This window comes from Burkholderia pulmonis (genome assembly GCF_984667975.1).
On record NZ_OZ480186.1, the window covers coordinates 3421463 to 3441338 of the forward strand.

The following is a 19876-nucleotide window of genomic DNA, read 5'->3' on the forward strand; positions in this document are numbered from 1 at the left end:
GCATCACGAAGCATCGGCGCGCGGAGGCAGAACGGCCGCGCTTTCGCGCGGCCGGCCGGGCTGACGTCAGGCCGTCGAGAAGGCCGTCGCGCGTCAGTCCGTGCCGTACTTCGGCGAGCGCGGCCCGTACAGCAGCCCGTTCGGCGGACCGGCCGACAGCAGCCGGCTGCTCGTCAGCCCCGCCACGTCATGCGCTTCGTCGGTCAGCGAGTGCGCGACCTGCTTGACGGCCGCCTGCACCAGCGCGCCGACGATCCCGAACGCATTGACGCTCATGCTGTTGCCGATTTCCTTGCCGGTCGCCCGGCCCTCGCCCTGCCACAGCACGTCGCCGCTCTTCAGGTCGACAAGCTTCGCCGATGCCGAGACGATCGTCGTGCTGTCGACCAGCTGATACACGGAGCCGTACTGCGTGACCTTCGAGTAGAGCGCGGCGTCCGCGCCGAAGATCTCGCGCAGCTTCGCGGGCGACGTGGCCTGGATATCGGTCGCGTTCGTCAAGCCGTTCTGCTTGAAGGTCTCGTCCATCACCGCGACGGGCACCACGTAGTAGCCCGACTCGGCAAGCGGCTGCGTCATTTGCGACAGCACGCCGTAGGTCGCGCCGACGTCCGTGGTTTCGTTGACCGGCGGCAGCACGAGAATCGAGCGCGGCTGGCTCTTCTTGAACGCCGTGTAATCGGGGCGTTGCACCGGCTGCGCGCATGCGCTCAGCAGTGCGGCGATCGACAGCACGGACAGCAGCTTGAATGAAAGTGTCTTGAACATGGCGGGCGCGTCACTGTTTGGCGGGGTTCGAATCGGCAGGCTTCTGGGCGGCGACCGTCTGGCCGGCTGCCGCCGGATTCGCGGCGTTCGATGCGCCGGCTTTCTTCTTCATCAGGAAATCCATGTACGCAGCGGATTCCGGGAACAGCTGCTTCTCGGCCTGCAGTTCCTGTTCGGCCTGCTGCCCGTTGCCGACGCTCGCATACAGCATTCCGAGATGCGCGTGGAAACCCGGCGGCGGCGTGCGGCCCTGCGCGCGGATCTCCTGCAGCGCCTTTTCGAGCGCGTCGATCTGCTGCTGTGGCGATTGCTGCCCCTTGAAGTATTCGTACACCTGCGGCTGATAGCCGGTCCATTGATAAAGCGGCGGCGTGGTCGGCGCCGCGCAGCCCGCGAGCAGCAATGCAGCCGCCGTCGCCGGCAGCCAGATTCCCCGTTTCATGGTCTTGTCTCTTCTGGTAATGAAATGATTCGTCCGCGCCGTCCTGCGCGCGGGACTTACTGCGCCGCCTTCAGCGCACCGGCGTCGACCTGGTCGACGAGGTGGTTCACGGCTTCCTGGATCGCGAGGTCCAGCACCTTGCCGTTGAGCGTCGAGTCATAGCCCGCCGTGCCGCCGAAGCCGATCACCTCGCGGTTCGACAGGCTGAACTCGCCCGCGCCCTGGCTCGATGCGATGACCTCCGACGTCGTCGTGTCGACGATGTTCAGGTTGACCTTCGCGTACGCGACCTGCGTCTTGCCGCGGCCGAGAATGCCGAACAGCTGCTGATCGCCGACGTCCTTGCGGCCGAACTCGGTGACGTCGCCGGTCACCACGTAATTCGCGCCCTTCACGGCCTGCGCCTTCTTCATGAAGCCGGCTTCCTGCTTGATCTCGTCGAGATTCTCGCGATCGAGCACGTTGAAGCGCCGGCTCTGCTGCAGGCGCGTGACGAGGATCGTCTTCGCCTGTCCGCCCAGGCGGTCGATGCCGTCGGAGAAGATCCCGCGCATGTAGCTCGAGCGGTTGTCGAACTTGCCGACGGCGATCGCAACGGGCTTGCCGGCATACGGCTTCTGCGCGCTGCTGACGGGTGGCACGTCGAGCGTGCGCGACGATTCGGTCGCGCAGCCGGACAGCACGGCGACGGCCGCCGCCGCCACGAGGACGGTGCGTCGTGTCTGAATGTTCACTGCTGGTCTCCTTGCATGGAAAAATGGCGCCGGGCGGGCGCGCCGGCTCGCTGGCGAACCGGCGCTCGAAACGGCTGCGGCGCGAGCGGATACGCGCGCATCGGCGCGATGCGCGCGTGCACCGTCATCGCCGGGCCGGCGATCGCGGTATCGGATGGATGGGTACGCGCAACGGATGGGTTGCGGCAAAAAGCGGACGGGAAAATCGATGCGCGACTGCCTCGCGCACGTGGATTACCCCGTTATTCTGATTACTGCGCTGTTGATCGCGCATGGCCGGCCCCGTATATGATTTTGCGCGATCATATCAAGCCTGATTATCGAGACGGGGGTTCTTGATAATAGTTGACGATTTTCGTACTTATATTAAATACACGGCAATATCGCGCGCAAACCACCACGGGGGAAGGCTTGCAAGGGAATCATCCGGAGCATGCCGATTTCCGCGCACCGCAATGCCCGACCCGCGTTCAATCCGGCAATATCAAGATGCATTCCCGGCATGCCTGTTCGGCATTATCAATATCTCGAAAATAATCGCCGAAACGCGTTCGGCTTTACCGTGAAACAGGACGGCTCGCCGGCCAATGCGTGATCCGGTAATCGAGCCGCACGCGCGCATGCAGACGCGCGCGTGCCGTTCCCGCTAGTCGGCCACTTTCTGTCGCATCGTCACGAACTCCTCGGCCGCGGTCGGATGAATGCCGATCGTGTCGTCGAACTGCGCCTTCGTCGCCCCCGCGCGAATCGCGATCGCGATGCCCTGGATGATCTCGCCCGCGTCGCGGCCGACCATGTGCGCGCCGATCACGCGCTGGCTGTCGCGCGCGACGACGAGCTTCATCATCGTGCGCTCGTCGCGGCCCGACAGCGTGTGGCGCAGCGCCTTGAACGACGTGCGGTAGATGTCGACTTCGCCGTGCGCGTGACGCGCATCGGCCTCGGTCAGGCCGACCGTCGCGACCTCGGGCTGGCTGAACACGGCCGACGGCACGTATGCGTGATCGGCCGCGACGCGCGACCCGCCGAACAGCGTACGCGCAAGCAGCCCGCCGTCGCGCGTCGCGACCGGCGTGAGCTGCGGCCGCGACGTGACGTCGCCGATTGCATGGATCGACGGAACCGACGTCGCCGAATACGCATCGACGGCAATCGCGCCGCGCGCATCGAGCATCACGCCCGCCTGTTCGAGCCCGAGCCCGTCGACGTTCGGCACGCGGCCGGTCGCATAGAGCACTGCGTCGTACGGCCCGTGCCGCACGTCGCCGACGCGCACGCTCAGCGTGCCGTCGTCCGCCCGCTCGATCGACTCGACCACCGCGCGCGCGTGGATCGCAACGCCCTGCTTCGTCATCTCGTCGGTCAGGAATTGACGCACGTCGTCGTCGAAGCCGCGCAGGATTTTCTCGCCGCGGTAGAACAGGTCGACATGGCTGCCGAAGCCGTTGAAGATGCCCGCGAACTCGACCGCGATATAACCGCCGCCGACCACCGCGATGCGCCTGGGCAGCGTCGCGAGCGACAGCGCCTCGCGCGACGTGATCGCATGCTCGATGCCGGGCCGCGACGGCAACGACGGACGCGAGCCGGTCGCGATCGCGATGTGGCGCGCGCGGATCGTGCGCCCGCCGATCGCGACCGTGTGCGCATCGACGAGCGTCGCGCGGCCGGCGTGCATGTCGACGCCCGACTGCCGCAGCAGGTTGATGTAGATGTCGCTCAGCCGGTTGATTTCGCGGTCCTTCGCCGCGATCAGCGCGGGCCAGTCGAGCGTGCCGGCGCCGAAGGTCCAGCCGAAGCCCTTCGCGTCCTCGACTTCATGCGGATAGTGCGATGCGTAGACGAGCAGCTTCTTCGGGATGCAGCCGCGCAGCACGCAGGTGCCGCCGATCTGCTCTTCTTCCGCGATGCCGACGCGCGCACCGTATGACGCGGACATCCGCGCAAGCCTCACGCCGCCCGAGCCGGCGCCGATGACGAACAGGTCGTAGTCGAAATCCATCGCATTCCCTCATCGCAGTTCGGATGACGGCACGATAGCAAGATTCGGGGATTCGTGCGGCGCACGGCCCAACCAGGCGCGCGCCCAATAAAAAACGGCGAGAGACGTTGCCTCTCGCCGGTCAAACCAGCTGCCGGGTGTGCCATGCGTCACCGATCGACCGCATGCCCGACCTGCCGGCTGCGCGGCACCGGTCCGCCCGGGCGCGCGAAGGGCGCGCCCACGGCCGGACCAGCCGCCATGCTCATGCCTGCGACGTGTCGCTGCCGTCCGTCGCCTGCGTGTCGTCTGCCGGTTGCTCGTCGTCCTTCTTCTTTTCGACGAGACCTTCGAGCGCTTCCGCGCCCTTGAAACCGGCGACGGCCGCGGCCGCCTTGGTCAGCAGGCCCGCATCCGGATCCAGCTTTTCCGCGCCTTCAACGGCGGCGACTGCGCCAGCGATTTCACCCACGGTGTCCAGGATACCCATCGTCATCCCCTTTCAAGAAAATCGTGAGCGCATCGTCCCACGAAAAAAACCGGCAGACCGCGATTGTCATCACCGGATACACAAGTTACGCACCAGGCCGGCCGCACGCGAAGCGCGCGCCGGAACGACGCCCGCGCAAGCATTGCGGCACACGCGGACCATGCACGCAGCGTAGCGGAAAGCACGCGCGCGCATTGTCAAAGTATGTTCTGGTATGCCGACGGATCGCTTACGGATTACGCAACCTGATGAAGCAAACGCCGAATAGCGCGCACCCGGGCCGCCCGCCCGGCTCAAAACTGGTGCCGGATACCGGCCATCACGCCAAGCTGCGTCATGCCGGGCGCAGGCGTCGTGCCGCCGCCGCCCTGGCTGACCGTGTACTGCGCGTGCGCGCTGTTCCACAGATACGCGCCTTGCAGGTAGACAGCCGTGCGCTTCGACAGCAGGTAGGTGCCGCGCAGCACGCCGATCGTGCCGCGCGCGTCGTGCTCGCTGTTGACGATCCGGTATGCGCCACCGTCGACGATCAGGAACGGCGCGGCCCGCCACGACGCAGTCAGGAAGAACTGGTCGTAGCCGACGTTCGGCGTGCCCGAAGACACGAGCCGCACGCGGCGGCCGAGCCAGCCGCCGCCGAAGCGCCACGCGCCGAATTCTCCGTAACCGTTCAGCTGCATGCGCACGTCCTTGTCGCCCGGCTGCGTGAACGGGATCGGCGCGACGCCGTCGTAGAAGTTCGCGGCCGCGCCCGGGCCGCCGCGCTGCTCGTCGTACGCGGCGGCCACGCCGAAGCCGTGCGCGTCGTAGCGCAGCATCGCCGACCATTCGCGGCAGGTCTGCGCGCTGCCCGGCACCGGGCCCGCGCACGTGCCCTGCCCGGGCGAATTGCCGGTGCCGGCCGCATCGCGGCCGAACGACCAGGTCGCACCGACGGTCAGCCCGCCGAACGCGCCCTTGTACGCGACCGTGTTGTCGCTGCGCGCGCTCGGCAGGTACTGGTCAAACGACGCCAGGCCGCCGTAGATGTCCGGCCCGAGCAGATCGGCGTCGGTGATGGCCCAGTAGGTCATCGTGTATTGACGGCCGAAGCTCAGGCTGCCGTACGGGCCGTCGAGACCGACCCAGGCTTGCCGGCCGAACAGCCGCCCGCCCTGGTTCGCGGCACCGTTGCGCAGGTTGAAGCCGTTTTCGAGCACGAAGTTCGCGCGCCAGCCGCTGCCGAGCGCCTCGTTGCCGCGCAGCCCCCAGCGCGACGGCAGCTCGCCGGTGATGCCCGGCATGCGCACCACGCTGTCGCCCGCCGGATCGGCATGCGACACGAATTCGATGCCCGTATCGACGACGCCGTACAGGGTGACGCTGCTCTGCGCGCACGCCGGCGCGCACGCGAACGCGGCCAGCACGGCGGCGCCCGCCGCAACGAATGCTTTCATGGTTTTCGTCTCCGGTCATTTTATTTCAGAGTCCGAATCGATTGCATGGCGATTGCGTGCCGCACGGGCACGCGCCGCGACGGGCGATCCGGCTGTCTGGCGCATTATCCGAAGACGAAACCTTGCTGAAAATTGCCGATTCGGCGAAAAGTCATGACCGTGCGGCATGACTTGCCTGTCTGCACCGAACCTGCGCGAACCCGCGACGCGTCCGTCAAAAACCGAAAGGCGCCTTGCGGCGCCTTTCGGAATGCGACCGGACGAACCGTCCGTCGATCAGAAGATGTTGCGCAGGCCGATCGCGATGCCCGTCTGGTTGCTGCGGCCCGGCAGCTCGACGTTCGCCGCGCCGCTCGTCTTGTTGAAGTCGACGGTGCCGTAGACTTCGGTGCGCTTGCTCAGCGCGTACTCGGCGATGCCGACGACCGCGTAGCGGTTGCCGCTCGCGAGCGTGCCGTTCGCGGTCATCGCATTGCGCATGTGGTCGTAGTAGAACGCGCCCGTCAGCGTCAGCGGCGCGCTGACCTGCCAGCTCACACCCGCGAACGGACCGTCGTCGATCCGGCCCGTGCCCTTCGCGACCGGAATCGTCTGCTGGGCGAGCAGGCTGTCGACAAAGCCCGTGTCGTCCTTCGAGCGCAGGTAGCCCGCGTAGATCTTCGCCTTGCTGAACGCGTACACGACGTTCGCGTGGTAGATCGTCTGCTTGCGCGCCGAGTTGTCGCTGTTCTGCTGCGCGCCGGCCGCGATGCTGAGCGGGCCCATCACGTACGACAGCGATACGCCCCACGCATTGCCCTTGCCGAGCGAGCCCGGCACCTGGCCCGAGAAGCCGCCGGCGCCGGTCGATTCGTAGTTGGTGCCGGTCGAGTACATCGCCTTCGCGGTCAGGCCTTCGAACTTGCCCGTGTACTTGATCTGGTTGTCCGCATACAGGCCGCCGCCGAGTGCGACCGGCAGCCATGCGTTTTCGAGGTAGTTGCCGACCGTCAGCGGATCGTAGGTATCCGACAGCAGGTCGAACAGCGGCGTCTTCTGGCGGCCGAGGGTCACCGTGCCGTACGGGCTCTGCAGGCCGACGTACGCTGCGCGGTTGAACAGGCGGCCGCTGTCGGCGAATGCGCCGTTCTGCAGGTTCACGCCGCTTTCGAGGTTGAACACGGCCTTCAGGCCGCCGCCGAGATCTTCCGTGCCGTAGATGCCGAAGCGGCTGTTCGTGATCGCGCCGTTGGTCATCGACAGCAGGCCGTCGTTCTTGGCGTTGGCGTTGGTAAGGTAACGGATGCTGGCGTCGGCGACGCCCCAGAGCGTGACCGAGCTTTGTGCGGCCGCGTACTGGCTGGCGAATGCGAGCGCGGCGCCCCCTGCGATGGCTGCGAGTCGGGTGGTCTGCTTCATGAGCTTTCCTTTTTGTAGGTGTCTCCATTCATGGCCGGCCGCGTGCGCAGCCGGGTGGCGATCGCACACGTTCATGGCGCGCGCGATGTGGCCTGAATCATATGACGAGTGCGATCGCTGAAAGAAATTGAAATGCGCGGTAATGGCGGAACTGTCGCCCACGCACAACGTTACGCACGGCAACGCACGCCCGGCGGGCGTCCGGCAGGCATCCGGCACGGCCGGGCCGCTCGCGGCCGCACAGCTTACGAGGCGTCGGGTCTGTAAGGATCGCGCGGCGGGCGCCGCGGAAGGGGCGGGCGCACCGGGGCGCCCGCGGGATGCGCGGTCATGCCGCCGCCGGCCCGCCGTCGGCCGTATGCCGGCGCCACGCGCGCCGCACGATCTCCGCGAATGCGCCGACGAGCAGCAGCACCGCGCCCCACAGCGCGATGTCCGGCACGAGCCGCGTCACGAGGCCGCCGACCACCGCACCGGCCAGGAAGCAGAAACTGATCGTCGCGAGCAGCGCCGAGTCGTGCAGCGCCCCCGCGTCGTAGCGCGGGATCAGCCCGACGAACAGCTTCTGCGCGGCGCGCCGCAGGTTGCCGGTCGTCATCACCGACGTGTACGACAGTTCCTCGAGATGGGTGAACGACAGCGTCTGCAGCGTCGCGACGAACGAAATGCCCGGAATCAGCCATGCGCTCGACGCGCCGACGAGGCCGCTCGCGGCGACGCCGAGAAACGCGATCTCGACGATCAGGCTCACGAATGCCGTATGCCGCATCCAGCCGCGCTGCGCGGCGAGACCGAGCAGGTGCGCGACGAACACCGCGATCACGAAGCCGACGAGCGGCGGCACGTGATGCAGCGCGGCGGCCCATTCGCCGGCCGACAGGTTGATGCCGAGCAGCGCGACGTTGCCGGTCATCGTGTTCGCGAACACGTGGCCGTGGCCGACGTACGTGTACGCGTCGAGGTAGCCGCCGGACAGCGTCAGCAATGCGGCGACGGTGAGATTGCGGCTGGCGCCGTCGAGATCCATCGATCCTCCCGTGGTGCGCGCCGCCCGGCCGCGCGCGGCGGGCGGTGCGAAATTCGATCCAGCCGGCGGGTGCGACACACCGCCGGCGCTGCGCGGCCGGGCTTCGCCGCGTGCCGCGCGCCAATATAATGCTCGTCGTCGGGAGACGGGCGCCCGCCGCGCATCGCTGCCGCCCGGAACGGGCCGGCAGCGCGGGTTGCATCGCCGCGGGACCGGCCGAGTATACCGGGCCCGACTGCGGCCCGGCCGCCTCCCCGCCTCTCTTCACCGGGCCTTCGAATGACACTCGCGAAGTTCTTCCTGCGCTTTACGGTCATCCCGTTCGCCGCGATCGTGCTGGTGGCCGTCTGGGCATTCAACCGCGAATCGGGCGAGATCGATGCGCGCCAGTATGCGGCGCTGGTGGACGCCTATCCGTCGTTCACGCCGAAGCTGAAACACGAGGTGGCCGACGCGTTGCGCGGCGGCAGGCTCGGGAAGGCCGATTACGGCACGATCATGCGCGACGCGCTCGATGCGGGGTTCGTGGTCGACTGGCCGGATGCGACGGACGATGTCGGCGGCGAACGCGGCCGGTTGCTCGGCCTCGTGAACAGCGACCTGCCGGCATCGCGGTAGCCCGCGGCCGCGGGCCGCTCACTGCCCGATGCCCGTGAGCCCGATCAGCGCGCCGCCCGCGAGCAGCCACAGCGGATGGATGCGGGTGCGCCACGCGAGCACCGCGCAGGCGGCGGTGATGCCCCACTGGATCGCGGTGCGGTTCGACGCCTCGGAAATCAGCACCGCGCTCGCCGCGACAAGCCCGGCCGTCACCGGCATCATCCCCTGCTGCACGTAGCGGCGCCACGGCCGGTCGCGAAAGCGTTCCCACGCATGCAGCGCGAGCACGGTGACGATCGACGACGGCCCGAACTTCGCGAGCGACGCGACCAGCAGCCCGGCCCAGCCGGCCACGTGCCAGCCGACCAGCGACACGATCATCATGTTCGGCCCGGGCGCCGCCTGGGCCAGCGCGAACAGCGCGGTGAACTCGTGCGCGCTCATCCAGTGATGCACGTCGACGACCTGCCGCTGCATCTCCGGCAGGATCGTGTTGCCGCCGCCGAATGCGAGCAGCGACAGCTGGCTGAAGATCGTCGCGATGGCGACCAGCGTCTCGCTCATGACCGGCCTCCCGGCTGCGTATCGCGCGCGGCAGCCCGCGCCGGTTGCGGCGTGCCCGGCTCGCGGCGACGCGACGCGAGCCATATGCTGACGGGCGTCAGCACGAGCATCGTGGTCAGCAGCGGCATGCGCAGCACCGCGATCGCGACGAACGCGAGCGCGGCAATGCCGGCCGCCGCGCGCGCGTGGCGCAACGGCTTCGCGACCTTCACGGCCATCGCGACGAGCAGCCCGGCGGCCGAGGCGGCGAGCCCCGCGAACAGGTGCTGCACGTGCGGATCGTTCTGCGTCTTCGCATACAGCACGCCGAGCGCGACGACGACGAGCGTCGGGCCCGCGATCAGCCCGAGAATGCCGGCGAACGCACCGGCGACGCCGCGAAAACGCATGCCGACCGCGACCGACAGGTTGATCACGTTGCCGCCCGGCAGGAACTGGCACAGGCCGAGCAGATCGGTGAATTCGTCGGCGGAAAGCCACTTGCGTTCGTCGACGATGGTGCGCCGCGCGAACGGCAATGCACCGCCGAACGACATCAGGCCGAGCGACAGGAAACCGGTGAACAGCTCGGCGAGGCCGACGCTGCGGGGCGCCGCGGCAGGCGGCGAAGAAACGGATTGCATGGGGATCCTCATCAAACGGTGAACCGAGGTTACCGCCGTTCAGGATTCCGGCAAAACGATTTTATCGGCACTCCCTTGTGATCTAGAATCACAAGCATGGCACGCGATCTCCCGCCTTTTTCCGCGCTTCGGGCCTTTGAAGCCGCGGCACGACATGAAAGCTTCAGCGCCGCTGGCGATGAGCTGCATGTGACTCACGGTGCCATCAGCCGGCAGATCGCCGCGTTCGAGGCATGGCTCGGCAAGCCGGTGTTCCACCGCTACGGCAAGCGCGTGAAGCTCACCGACGAAGGCCGCCGCTACCTGGACACCGTGCGCGCGGCGTTCGACAGCATCGCGCACGCGACCGAGCAGTTGCGCAACACGGGGGCAGCACGCGTGCTGCGCATCAACGCGCTACCGACCTTCGCGATGAAATGGCTGCTGCCGCGCCTGTCGCGGTTCCAGCGCGACGTGCCGAACGTCGAGCTGAAGCTGTCGACGTCGAACGCGCCGCTCGACACGCTGAACGGCTTCGATGTCGCGATCCGCCGCGGCCCCGGCCACTGGCCGAACTGCGCGAGCGGCCACTTCCTCGACGAAAGCGTGATCCCGGTCTGCAGCCCGGCGCTGCTCAGGCGCGCGCCGATCGCGCGCGCGGACGATCTCGCGCGACACGTGCTGCTGCATTCGGATACGCGGCCGGAAGGCTGGCGCGACTGGTTCGCGGCGGCGGGTGTGACGATGAAGGGGCGCAAGCGGCAGTCGTTCGACCATTTCTACCTGGCGCTGCAGGCGGCCGTCGACGGGCTGGGCGTCGCGCTCGGTCCGTTGCCGCTGATCGACGACGAACTCGCGAGCGGCCGGCTCGTGATGCCGCTGCCCGGCCCCCGCATCGCGACGCGCAGCTACTGGTGGATCGCGCCCGGCGCGCCGGCCGACGATCCGCTCGTCGCGCAGTTCTGCGCGTGGCTGCAGGCGCAGTCGAATACCGGCGCGTGAGGGCGCCGGCGGGCGGCGTTGCGCCGCCCGCACCCGGTCAGACCACCGGGCCAGGTTCCTTTTCCTTGCGCAGGATCGCGTACAGGATGATCGCGCCGAACGTCGCGGTGCCGATCCCGCCGAGGCCGAAGCCGCCGATCTTCAGCGAGAAGTCGCCGGCGCCGAGCACGAGCGTGACGGCCGCGACGATCAGGTTGCGGTTGTCGGAGAAATCGACCTTGTTGACGACCCAGATCCGTGCGCCCGTCACCGCGATCAGCCCGAACACGACGATCGACACGCCGCCGAGCACGGGGCCCGGAATCGTCTGGATCACCGCGCCGAACTTCGGCGAGAAGCCGAGCACGATCGCGATCACCGCGGCGACCGCGAACACCAGCGTCGAGTAGATCCGCGTGACGGCCATCACGCCGATGTTCTCCGAATACGTCGTGACGCCCGTGCCGCCGACGCTGCCCGACACGATCGTCGCGAGCCCGTCGCCGATGAACGCGCGGCCGATGTAGCGGTCGAGGCTGGTGCCCGTCATCGCACTGACGGCCTTGATGTGGCCGAGGTTCTCGGCGACGAGGATCACCGCGACCGGCGCGAGCATCAGCATCGCGTGCGGATCGAACACCGGCGCGGTGAACGCCGGCATCCCGAACCACGCGGCATGCGCGACGATCGAGAAGTCGACCGGCTTGCCGAGGCCCATGCCGTTGGTCGCGATCGCGTAGATCGCGTAGGCGATCGCGAGCCCGACGAGGATCAGCAGGCGCTGCATCATCCCGCGCGCGAACACCGCGACGCCGCCGACGCACAGCACCGTGACGAGCGCCATCACCGAGTCGAAGGTTGAAGCCGCCACGCCCTTGACCGCGATCGGCGCAAGGTTCAGCCCGATCACCGCGACGACCGCGCCGGTCACGACGGGCGGCATCAGCGTCTCGATCCAGCGCGTGCCGATCACCTGCACCAGTGCGCCGAGCGCGACGTACACGACCCCGCACGCGACGATCCCGCCGAGCGCGACCGGAATGTTCGCGTTCGGGCCGCTGCCGCCGTAGCCCGTCACCGCGATCACGAGGCCGATGAACGCGAAGCTCGACCCGAGGTAGCTCGGCACGCGGCCGCCAACCAGCACGAAGAACAGCAGCGTGCCGATGCCCGACATGAAGATGCACAGGTTCGGGTCGAAGCCCATCAGCAGCGGCGCGAGCACGGTCGAGCCGAACATCGCGACGACGTGCTGCACGCCCATCGCGACCATCTGCGGCCATGGCAGGCGCTCGTCGGTACCGACCACGCGCGACGCCGCGCCGGTCGATTGCACCCGCCAGCGCGGGAAATAGGAATCGGACATGGGAAAAAGGGCTCCTGTCGGTCGCCGGCTGCCAAGGGGGCGCCGGTCTGGAATCTGGCGCGAGTTTACGGAGCGGAAATGGGGCTGGCAAGCAGGCAGATACGCGAGGCCGGCAAGCGCGGCGCGCGGCTGGCCGAGTGCGGGAACCGGTGCGCGACCGCGCGGCCCGGTGAGGCGCCCGTCCGCGCGCGATGCGCGGAGGGCGGCTCGCACCGGCCGCGACGCAAGCGTGCGCTCACATCGTTGCCGGCGCGTCGTGTGTCAGGGGTTGATGTACTGGAACAGCGACAGGTTCTGCAGCTGCGCGTACGCCTTCTGCGAACCCGTCAGCGCGTTCTGCATCTGCAGGAACTGGCTGATCGTCGTCACCATGTTGGTGCTCGTCAGGTCGGCCAGGTTGCTGCTGACCTGCAGCGTGGCGGTCTGGTTCACGGTCTGCATCGCCTTGACCTCCTGCTCGCGACCGCCGACCGACGCCTGAATGGTGAGGACGTTCGTCATCATGTTGTTCAGCTTCGTCGTGCCGGTGGTCATCGCGTTCGCGAGTGCGGTCGCGGCGGTCGTGTTGCTGCTGATCGGCACCTTCAGCGCGGCGATCATCGTGTCGAGCGCGCCGAACACGTCGGTGCCGGCCTGCGGCGCCGGCGTGACCGTGTACGTGTCGCCGGGGGCCGGCTTGCCCGACACGGCCACCGACAGGCCGTTGCCGAGCGTGATCCCGGCACCGTTCGAATACGGCTGCGCGGCGGTCGTGGTCGGCGGCACGACGGTGTTGTCGGTGACCGTATAGGTCGGCGCGGCGGCCGTGCCGCCGAACGCGATCGTGAACTGGTGCGTATTGGTCGCAGCCGACGGGCTCGTGATCGTCACCGCGCCGATCGTGCCCGTGCCCGTATTGCTCGCGCCGGCGAGCGGCACCGGCAGGCTGCCAAGCATCGGCACCGACAGGAACACGCTCGCGCCGCTGTCGCCCTGCGCAATCGAGCGCGTGTCGGCGATCTGCACCTGCCGCGAACCCGTGTCGCCGCTGTAGGTCGAGCCGCCGCCCGGTGCGTTCGAGAACGGCGCCGTGCCCGTCTTGAAGCCCGCGAACAGGTAATTGCCCGCGCCGTCCGTCGAGTTCGCGAGCGTCATCAGCTGGTCGCGATAACCCTGCAGCTGCGTCGACAGCGCCGCGCGATCGCTGTCGGACAGCGAGCCGTCGCCGGCCTGGATCACGACCGTGTGAATGCTGTTCAGCAGGTTGTTGACGCTGATGAGCGACTGGTCTTCCGCCTGCAGCGACGACAGCGCGGTGTTCTGGTTCGACGCGTACTGCGACAGCGTCGCCGACGTCATCGACAGCTGCACGGCCTGCGCCGCGCCGAGCGGGTTGTCGGCAGGCGTCGCGAGGCTCACGCCGCTCGAGATCTGCTGGTACAGCTGCGAGAGCTGCGCCTGCTGATCGTTCATCTGCGCGACGTTCATCTGGTAGAACTGCGTGGTGGAAATCCGCATGGCTTCGATCCCCGAAATCAGTTGAACAGGCCGAGCACGGTCTGGAACAGCGTCGACGCGGTCTGGATCACCTTCGCGTTCGCCTGGTAGAGCTGCTGGTACTGCATCAGGTTGGCCGCTTCCTCGTTCTGGTTCACGCCCGACACCGACTGCTGCGCCTGCGTGATCTGGCCGATCAGCGAGGTCTGCGCGGCGCTCGACGACTTCAGCTGGGCCGTCGTGTTGCCGACGCCGTTCACGTAGTTCGCGTACGCGCCCGTCAGCGTGGTCGTACCGTTGCCGAACGCCGTCGAGTTGACGAGCTTCGACAGCGCCAGCGCGTTGCTGCCGTCGTTCGTGCCGCCCGTGTTCGGCGCGACCTTGAACGTGTCGCCGGCGGCCGGCGTGCCCGACACCGTCACCGTGACGCCTGCCGTCAGCGTGATCGGCGAGCCGGACTGGTACGGCTGCGCGGCGCTCGTCGTCGGCGGCACGACCGTGTTGTCGGTGACCGTATAAGTCGGCGCGGCCGACGTGCCGCCCATCGTGATCGTGTAGTTGTGCGCGTTGGCCGCGGCCGTCGCGCTCGTGACCGACAGCCCGCCGATCGTGCCGTTGCCGGTGTTCGTCGTCGAGGCCGACGGCACGTACGGCGCGGCCGCCGCGATCGCGGAGCCGTTCGACGTCGTGAGCCCGAAGCCGTTCAGCGCGCCGCGCGTCGGCTGCACGGTGAACTTGTCGCCGGCATTCATCGCGCCGGACGAGAACGAGAAGTTCAGCCCGCCGATCGATGCCGGCATCGACGTCGACGTGCCGACCACCGTGCCGCTCGCGCGGTCGGTCAGCGTGTAGTTCGTGCCGTCGTACGCCAGCGAGTAATCGCCCGTGGTCGGCTGCGACGCGTTCGCGAACGACACGGACAGCGCCGCGTTGCCGGTATTGCCCTGGTTCGCGTAGATGGTCGGCGAGCCGGTCGTGAACAGCGCCCCGCCCGGCTTGCCCGACAGGTCGACGCCGAGTGCGTTCTGCGCGTTGACCTGCGCGGCGAAGCTGGTCGCGATCGCGCCGAGCTGCGCTTCGGCCGGGTCAAGCGTCTGGCTGCGGAACGCGAGCAGGCCGCCGAGCGTGCCGCCCGACAGCGATGCGTCGGACAGCGCCTGGTTCGGCCCCTGCGGGTTCGCGCCGGCGATGCCCTGCGACACGACGGTCAGCTCGCTCGGATCGGACGGCGACGTGACGGTCCCGAGCTGGTAGCTCGTGTTCGACACGACGAGCGGCGTGCCGCCCGCGAGGAACACGCTGTAGCCGTCGTTGTTGCGCACGACCTGGATGCCCGCGAGGTTCGACAGGTTCGACACCGCGAGGTCGCGCTGGTCCATCAGCTGGTTCGGCGGCTGGCCCTGGCTGCTCGCGGACGCGATCTGCTGGTTCAGCTGCGCGATCTGCGCGGTGTACGCGTTGATCTGCGTGACGGTGTTCGTCAGCTGCGTGTTCACGCTCTGGCGCAGCGCGTCGTACTGCTGGCCGGCGGCCGTGATCTGGTTCGCGAGCGTCTGCGCATTGCTCATCGCGGTCTGCCGCACCGACGAGTCGGACGCGCTGTTCGCGACGTTCTGCATCCCGGTGAAGTAGCTCGTGATCGCGGTCGAGATGCCGGACGTCGGGCTGCCGATGTAGTTGTTCAGCTGCGTGACGAGCGAATACCACGTCGACAGCGCGCCGCTCTGCGTCTGCGCGCCGTTCAGCTGGTCGCTCAGGTACTGGCTGTACTGTCGCTGCACGGTGACCGTATTCACGCCCTGCGGCATGTAGCCGCTGCTCGTGTACTGGCCGCTTGCCTCGGCATACACGGGACGCTCGACCGAATAGCCCGGCGTCGCGGCATTGCTGATGTTCTGGCCGGTCGTCGTGAGGCCCCAGAGCGCGGCATTCAGGCCGCTGACGCCGAGGTTCATGAGTGAATTGGACATGCGCGATCCTGATGAGCCGGCCGCACTGCGGCCGCCGGGTTGCGTGACTCCCGGTATAACGGCCGCGAATTGAAAAAATTGAGGAAAAAATGCATGCGCGACGCACGGGCGTGCGTCGCCGGTCGAAGCGGCCGGCGGGGGGCCCCGGCGGCGGTGCGCGGGCGGCCCGCGCGGGGCCGGCCGGCGCGTGTGCGTCAGGCCCGCGCGAGCGAGCGGCGCTTCATTTCGAGTTGCGTGATGAGCCGCTGCAGCGTGTTCTCGGCGCTGCCCGGCAGCGACATGTAACGGAAGCCCAGCTGGTAGCGCCGCGACCCGTTCGGCATCTGCGTCGAACGCTGCGACACCAGCTGCAGGTCGAGCGACAGCTTGCCGTGGCCGGTCAGCTCGAGCTCGACGTCCGGCAGCAGCGTGCCGACCTCGAGCGCCTCGACGCGTTCGTCGGCCGTGCGCAGCCCCACGCCGCCGAGCGACAGGTTGTGCACCTCGAACAGGAAGCTTTCGCCGTCCGGCAGCTTGCCGCGGCACAGGAACGGATCGACGATCGGCGCATCGACGCGGAAATATTCGCGGCGCTGGATGCAGACCAGCACGTCGGGGAAATCGGCGACGAACGCGGGCAGCCCCTCGTAGCGCGTCTCGCGCGGCGTGCCCGTGGTGAATTCGACGCGCACGCCCTCCGGCGCGGCCGCGAACGTGCAGTGCGACGCGCCGAGGATGCCGGCGTTCTGCTCGGACAGCGCACCCCAATCGAACGTGAACGTCCGCGCGCCGACATCGACCTCGAGCAGGCGCGTGACGAGCTGACCGCCCGGGTACTGGACGGTCAGGAAATCGCCGCGATTCACGAGGTTGCGCAGCTGCACGCCGATTTCCAGCGGATTGCGGCGGGCATAGTCGGGCCCGGAGTGGCCTGCATCCAGGCTGGGGTCCGTCGACGTTTCGATATTCATGGCTAGCCGGTCTTTCTTGTCATGGGCGCCCGGGGCAACCGGAGCGCAGTAAAACCGGGCCAGAACGGGGGCCCGGTCACAGGTCTCTCACACTTAGCGGCAGTGCTGACCGAAAGTTTAGATCGAATTGGCGATTTTTTTCGCGCAAACGTTGAAACCGCGCGCGGCGGGCTGCCGGGCGCGGTCCGAGAGACACAATGAACCGGTGGCGGGTACCCGTCAGCCGATCTGCTGCATGATCGAGATCAGCTTCTTCGCGTAGTTCGGGTCGGTCGCGTAACCGGCCTTCTGCATGCCGTGCGCGAAACCTTCGACGCTGCGGCTCGCGCTCAGCACGCCCGAGTAGCGCGGGTTGTTCTTCAGCAGGTTCGCGTAATCGGTCATCGCGTGCTCGTACGAATCGTACGCGCGGAATTTCGCGACGACGCGGCGCGGCGAACCGTTCACGTATTCGGTCGTCAGCGCCGACACCGTGCGCCCCGTCCAGCCCTTGCTCGCCTTGATGCCGAACACGTTGTAGCTGGTCGAACCGTCCGTCGCGCGGATCTCGCGCTTGCCCCAGCCCGATTCGAGCGCGGCCTGGCCGACGATGAAGCGCGCCGGGATGCCGGTCGTCGCGCTGGCCGCCTGCGCGGGGCCGGCGAGCCGGTCGACGAACGCGTCGGCGTCCTGCACGCCGCTCGCGCCCTTCAGCGGCGGCGTCAGCGCGCTGCCGGCCGAGTAGCCGCGTGCGCCGGCGAGCCCGCCGTTGTTCGCCGCGTTCGCATAGGCCTTCGCCATCGCGTTCATCGCGGCGAGGCTGCCTTCGTTGCCGGACGCGCCGAGGCCGCCGCCGCCCAGGCCGCCGACGTCGGCCGCCGTGTCGCTGCCCGCGCCCTGCCCCGCATTGCGCAGCAGCTGCTTCATCAGCGCGTCGGCCACGCCGATCCCGCGCTTCGACATCTGCTGCGAGAGCTGCTGGTCGAGCATCGACGTGTACATCTTCGACGTATGCGAATCGAACAGCCCGCCGTCGGGCGACGCGTCGCGCATGCTCTTGAGCATCATCTGCGTGAACATCGCGTCGAACTGGCCCGCGACCGCCTTCGCGCCGGCCTGCGGCGACTGCTTCGCCTGCGCGCGCAGCGCGTCGAAACCCTGCACGTCGAGCGCGAAACGCTGCGTGAGGTCGTTCGCGTTCGGAAGATTCGCAGCCATTTAGATGACCTCCAGGTCGGCGCGCAACGCGCCGGCCGCCTTCATCGCCTGCAGGATCGACATCAGGTCCGCGGGCGTCGCGCCGAGCGTGTTCAGCGCCTTCACGACGTCGGCGAGGTTCGCGCCGGCCGTCACCATCTTCAGCGCGCCGTTGTCCTGCTTCAGCTGGATCTGCGACTGCTGCGCCACCACCGTCTGCCCGTTCGAGAACGGCCCCGGCTGCGACACCACCGGCTGCGTGTTGACGACGACCGACAGGTTGCCGTGCGCGACCGCGCAGCTCTGCAGCGTGACCATCTGGTTCATCACGATCGAGCCGGTGCGCGCGTTCAGGATCACCTTCGCCGCGGCCTTGTCCGGACTCACGTCGAGGTTCTGCAGCCGCGCCATGAACGCGACCTGCTGCGCCGAATCGGCCGGCGCCGCGAGCTGGATCGTGCGGCCGTCGAGCGCGGTCGCGGTGCCCGGGCCGAAGTTCGAGTTGACCGCGGACACGATCCGCTGCGCGGTGCCGTAGTCCATGTCGTTCAGCTGCAGCTGCAGCGTGCCGTTCATCTGCGCGATCGCGTTCGGCACGCCGCGCTCGACGATCGCGCCGCCGACGATCCGGCCGGCCGCGAGCTGGTTCACCTGCACGCGGCTGCCGTTCGCGCTGGCGCCCGCGCCGCCGACCGCCATGTTGCCCTGCGAGAGCGCGTACACCTGCCCGTCCGCGCCCTTCAGCGGCGTGAGCAGCAGCGTGCCGCCGCGCAGGCTCTTCGCGTTGCCGAGCGACGACACGGTCACGTCGAGCGCTTCGCCCGGCCGCGCGAACGGCGGCAGCGTGGCCGTCACCATCACGGCCGCGACGTTCTTCAGCTGCATGTTGCTCAGCGACGACGGGCCGCCGTTCGCCGAACCGTTGTTGATCGAGATGCCGAGGTTCGCGAGCATGTTCGCGAGCGTCTGCGTCGTGAACGGCGTCTGCATCGTCTGGTCGCCCGTGCCGTCGAGACCGACGACGAGGCCATAGCCGATCAGCGGGTTGTCGCGCACGCCCTGGATCTGCGCGAGATCCTTCAGGCGTTCCGCATGGGCGGGCGCCGCGCCGAACACGCACGCGGCCGCCACGGCCGCGAACGCGACGGCGAGCCGCGCGGCGGCATGCGCGCGGGCCGACAGGCGGTTGAACAGGGTCGTCTGCATCGTCATCACCACGGCGCGATGTTGAGGAAGAAGCGCTGCAGCCAGCCCATCGTCTCGGCTTCGTTGATGTAGCCCTTCGACGAGTATTCGATCTTCGCGTCGGCGACCTGCGTCGAGTAGACGGAGTTCGCGCCCGAGATCGTGTTCGGGTTGACGACCCCCGAGAAACGGACGAATTCGTTGCCCTGGTTGATCAGCATCTGCTTCTCGCCGCTGACCACGAGGTTGCCGTTCGGCAGCACGCCCGTGACGGTCACCGTGATCGTGCCGTTGAACGTGTTCGCCGCGCTCGCGCCGCCGGTCGCCGCGAACTTGTTGTCGCCGCTCGCCGACAGGTTCGCCTTCGCGAACAGCCCGCCGAGGAAGCCGGCGGTCGGCACGCTGAAGTCGGTGTTGCCCTGCCGGTTCGTGTTCGCCCCCGACGACTTGGTCGCGTTGATGTTCTCCGCGATCATGATCGTCAGGATGTCGCCGATGTTGCGCGGCCGCTGATCCTCGAACAGCGGCCGTCCCGCGTAGCCGGGGTTGTAGATCGAGCCGGGCGCCTGCATCGACATCGGCAACGGCGGCTGCGCCGTCATCGGCTGCTGGATGATCGGATCGCGCGGGATCTGCGCGCAACCGGCGAGCGCCGCCACCGCGACCGCGCACGCGGCGCGGACGGTGGCTGACGGGAGGAGGCGAACCTGCTTCATGGCGACGACGGGAC

The 19876-nt window shown here is 68.2% G+C and carries 19 protein-coding genes; 2 read left to right on the forward strand and 17 right to left on the reverse strand.

The window, feature by feature from the left end; all coding sequences use genetic code 11:
• Positions 1 to 93: 93 nt before the first annotated feature.
• The 8 genes from AC5LXK_RS15900 to AC5LXK_RS15935 all read right to left on the reverse strand — a co-directional run bounded on the left by AC5LXK_RS15900 (position 94) and on the right by AC5LXK_RS15935 (position 8276).
• Positions 94 to 768: a DUF799 domain-containing protein gene (locus AC5LXK_RS15900; RefSeq protein WP_493389657.1), complete on the reverse strand. Its 675-nt coding sequence runs from the start codon at positions 766 to 768 to the stop codon at positions 94 to 96.
• A gap of 10 nt (positions 769 to 778) precedes the next feature.
• On the reverse strand, positions 779 to 1210 hold the full coding sequence (locus AC5LXK_RS15905) for a DUF4810 domain-containing protein (protein WP_493389658.1): 432 nt from the start codon (positions 1208 to 1210) through the stop codon (positions 779 to 781).
• 56 nt (positions 1211 to 1266) lie between these two features.
• Positions 1267 to 1938 (reverse strand): CsgG/HfaB family protein, encoded by a 672-nt coding sequence (locus tag AC5LXK_RS15910; RefSeq protein ID WP_493391234.1) that lies wholly within the window; start codon positions 1936 to 1938, stop codon positions 1267 to 1269.
• 652 nt (positions 1939 to 2590) lie between these two features.
• On the reverse strand, positions 2591 to 3946 hold the full coding sequence (gene gor / locus AC5LXK_RS15915; RefSeq protein WP_493389659.1) for a glutathione-disulfide reductase: 1356 nt from the start codon (positions 3944 to 3946) through the stop codon (positions 2591 to 2593).
• Between the two features lie 244 nt (positions 3947 to 4190).
• Positions 4191 to 4415 carry a hypothetical protein gene (locus tag AC5LXK_RS15920; protein ID WP_493389660.1) on the reverse strand — a complete coding sequence of 75 codons (225 nt, stop codon included), beginning with the start codon at positions 4413 to 4415 and terminating at the stop codon, positions 4191 to 4193.
• Positions 4416 to 4708: 293 nt separating this feature from the next.
• On the reverse strand, positions 4709 to 5851 hold the full coding sequence (locus AC5LXK_RS15925; protein ID WP_493389661.1) for a porin: 1143 nt from the start codon (positions 5849 to 5851) through the stop codon (positions 4709 to 4711).
• Between the two features lie 276 nt (positions 5852 to 6127).
• Positions 6128 to 7249, reverse strand: a complete 1122-nt coding sequence (locus AC5LXK_RS15930) for a porin (RefSeq protein ID WP_493389662.1) — start codon at positions 7247 to 7249, stop codon at positions 6128 to 6130.
• A 328-nt stretch (positions 7250 to 7577) separates the two neighbouring features.
• A complete protein-coding gene (locus AC5LXK_RS15935; RefSeq protein ID WP_493389663.1) occupies positions 7578 to 8276 on the reverse strand; it encodes a YoaK family protein in 699 nt (232 codons plus the stop codon).
• 279 nt (positions 8277 to 8555) lie between these two features.
• On the opposite strand from AC5LXK_RS15935, the gene AC5LXK_RS15940 reads away from it, so the two are divergent.
• Entirely contained in the window at positions 8556 to 8894 is a 339-nt protein-coding gene (locus tag AC5LXK_RS15940) for a hypothetical protein (RefSeq protein WP_493389664.1), read from the forward strand.
• 18 nt (positions 8895 to 8912) lie between these two features.
• Here the strand turns inward: AC5LXK_RS15940 and AC5LXK_RS15945 are convergent, their stop codons facing one another.
• Positions 8913 to 9440 carry a chromate transporter gene (locus AC5LXK_RS15945; protein ID WP_493389665.1) on the reverse strand — a complete coding sequence of 176 codons (528 nt, stop codon included), beginning with the start codon at positions 9438 to 9440 and terminating at the stop codon, positions 8913 to 8915.
• Positions 9437 to 10063 carry a chromate transporter gene (locus AC5LXK_RS15950; RefSeq protein WP_493389666.1) on the reverse strand — a complete coding sequence of 209 codons (627 nt, stop codon included), beginning with the start codon at positions 10061 to 10063 and terminating at the stop codon, positions 9437 to 9439. The genes AC5LXK_RS15945 and AC5LXK_RS15950 overlap by 4 nt, the downstream gene beginning before the upstream one ends.
• A gap of 96 nt (positions 10064 to 10159) precedes the next feature.
• Here AC5LXK_RS15950 and AC5LXK_RS15955 point away from each other — a divergent pair, with 96 nt between their 5' ends.
• Entirely contained in the window at positions 10160 to 11044 is an 885-nt protein-coding gene (locus tag AC5LXK_RS15955; protein ID WP_493389667.1) for a transcriptional regulator GcvA, read from the forward strand.
• A gap of 37 nt (positions 11045 to 11081) precedes the next feature.
• Here AC5LXK_RS15955 and AC5LXK_RS15960 read toward each other — a convergent pair whose 3' ends face one another.
• The 7 genes from AC5LXK_RS15960 to flgH all read right to left on the reverse strand — a co-directional run bounded on the left by AC5LXK_RS15960 (position 11082) and on the right by flgH (position 19862).
• The gene (locus AC5LXK_RS15960; RefSeq protein ID WP_493389668.1) at positions 11082 to 12389 is read right to left on the reverse strand and encodes a solute carrier family 23 protein; all 1308 of its coding nucleotides are present in this window, start codon (positions 12387 to 12389) and stop codon (positions 11082 to 11084) included.
• Positions 12390 to 12650: 261 nt separating this feature from the next.
• Positions 12651 to 13886 carry a flagellar hook-associated protein FlgL gene (flgL, locus tag AC5LXK_RS15965; RefSeq protein ID WP_493389669.1) on the reverse strand — a complete coding sequence of 412 codons (1236 nt, stop codon included), beginning with the start codon at positions 13884 to 13886 and terminating at the stop codon, positions 12651 to 12653.
• A gap of 17 nt (positions 13887 to 13903) precedes the next feature.
• Positions 13904 to 15835, reverse strand: a complete 1932-nt coding sequence (flgK, locus tag AC5LXK_RS15970; RefSeq protein WP_493389670.1) for a flagellar hook-associated protein FlgK — start codon at positions 15833 to 15835, stop codon at positions 13904 to 13906.
• A 194-nt stretch (positions 15836 to 16029) separates the two neighbouring features.
• Complete coding sequence (locus AC5LXK_RS15975; RefSeq protein WP_069621009.1) at positions 16030 to 16785, reverse strand: flagellar brake protein; 756 nt, start codon at positions 16783 to 16785, stop codon at positions 16030 to 16032.
• A 219-nt stretch (positions 16786 to 17004) separates the two neighbouring features.
• The gene (gene flgJ / locus AC5LXK_RS15980; RefSeq protein WP_493389671.1) at positions 17005 to 17982 is read right to left on the reverse strand and encodes a flagellar assembly peptidoglycan hydrolase FlgJ; all 978 of its coding nucleotides are present in this window, start codon (positions 17980 to 17982) and stop codon (positions 17005 to 17007) included.
• Positions 17983 to 19167, reverse strand: coding sequence for a flagellar basal body P-ring protein FlgI (locus AC5LXK_RS15985; RefSeq protein ID WP_493389672.1), 1185 nt, complete (start codon positions 19165 to 19167; stop codon positions 17983 to 17985).
• A gap of 5 nt (positions 19168 to 19172) precedes the next feature.
• Positions 19173 to 19862, reverse strand: coding sequence for a flagellar basal body L-ring protein FlgH (gene flgH / locus AC5LXK_RS15990; protein WP_493389673.1), 690 nt, complete (start codon positions 19860 to 19862; stop codon positions 19173 to 19175).
• Positions 19863 to 19876: the final 14 nt, after the last annotated feature.

What these genes read in the sequence shown, in the direction of transcription:
- AC5LXK_RS15900 (WP_493389657.1), bottom strand. Translation starts at nt 768, where the DNA reads ATGTTCAAGACACTTTCATTCAAGCTGCTGTCCGTGCTGTCGATCGCC.
- AC5LXK_RS15905 (WP_493389658.1), bottom strand. Translation starts at nt 1,210, where the DNA reads ATGAAACGGGGAATCTGGCTGCCGGCGACGGCGGCTGCATTGCTGCTC.
- gor (WP_493389659.1), bottom strand. Translation starts at nt 3,946, where the DNA reads ATGGATTTCGACTACGACCTGTTCGTCATCGGCGCCGGCTCGGGCGGC.
- AC5LXK_RS15920 (WP_493389660.1), bottom strand. Translation starts at nt 4,415, where the DNA reads ATGGGTATCCTGGACACCGTGGGTGAAATCGCTGGCGCAGTCGCCGCC.
- AC5LXK_RS15925 (WP_493389661.1), bottom strand. Translation starts at nt 5,851, where the DNA reads ATGAAAGCATTCGTTGCGGCGGGCGCCGCCGTGCTGGCCGCGTTCGCG.
- AC5LXK_RS15930 (WP_493389662.1), bottom strand. Translation starts at nt 7,249, where the DNA reads ATGAAGCAGACCACCCGACTCGCAGCCATCGCAGGGGGCGCCGCGCTC.
- AC5LXK_RS15935 (WP_493389663.1), bottom strand. Translation starts at nt 8,276, where the DNA reads ATGGATCTCGACGGCGCCAGCCGCAATCTCACCGTCGCCGCATTGCTG.
- AC5LXK_RS15940 (WP_493389664.1), top strand. Translation starts at nt 8,556, where the DNA reads ATGACACTCGCGAAGTTCTTCCTGCGCTTTACGGTCATCCCGTTCGCC.
- AC5LXK_RS15945 (WP_493389665.1), bottom strand. Translation starts at nt 9,440, where the DNA reads ATGAGCGAGACGCTGGTCGCCATCGCGACGATCTTCAGCCAGCTGTCG.
- AC5LXK_RS15950 (WP_493389666.1), bottom strand. Translation starts at nt 10,063, where the DNA reads ATGCAATCCGTTTCTTCGCCGCCTGCCGCGGCGCCCCGCAGCGTCGGC.
- AC5LXK_RS15955 (WP_493389667.1), top strand. Translation starts at nt 10,160, where the DNA reads ATGGCACGCGATCTCCCGCCTTTTTCCGCGCTTCGGGCCTTTGAAGCC.
- AC5LXK_RS15960 (WP_493389668.1), bottom strand. Translation starts at nt 12,389, where the DNA reads ATGTCCGATTCCTATTTCCCGCGCTGGCGGGTGCAATCGACCGGCGCG.
- flgL (WP_493389669.1), bottom strand. Translation starts at nt 13,886, where the DNA reads ATGCGGATTTCCACCACGCAGTTCTACCAGATGAACGTCGCGCAGATG.
- flgK (WP_493389670.1), bottom strand. Translation starts at nt 15,835, where the DNA reads ATGTCCAATTCACTCATGAACCTCGGCGTCAGCGGCCTGAATGCCGCG.
- AC5LXK_RS15975 (WP_069621009.1), bottom strand. Translation starts at nt 16,785, where the DNA reads ATGAATATCGAAACGTCGACGGACCCCAGCCTGGATGCAGGCCACTCC.
- flgJ (WP_493389671.1), bottom strand. Translation starts at nt 17,982, where the DNA reads ATGGCTGCGAATCTTCCGAACGCGAACGACCTCACGCAGCGTTTCGCG.
- AC5LXK_RS15985 (WP_493389672.1), bottom strand. Translation starts at nt 19,167, where the DNA reads ATGCAGACGACCCTGTTCAACCGCCTGTCGGCCCGCGCGCATGCCGCC.
- flgH (WP_493389673.1), bottom strand. Translation starts at nt 19,862, where the DNA reads ATGAAGCAGGTTCGCCTCCTCCCGTCAGCCACCGTCCGCGCCGCGTGC.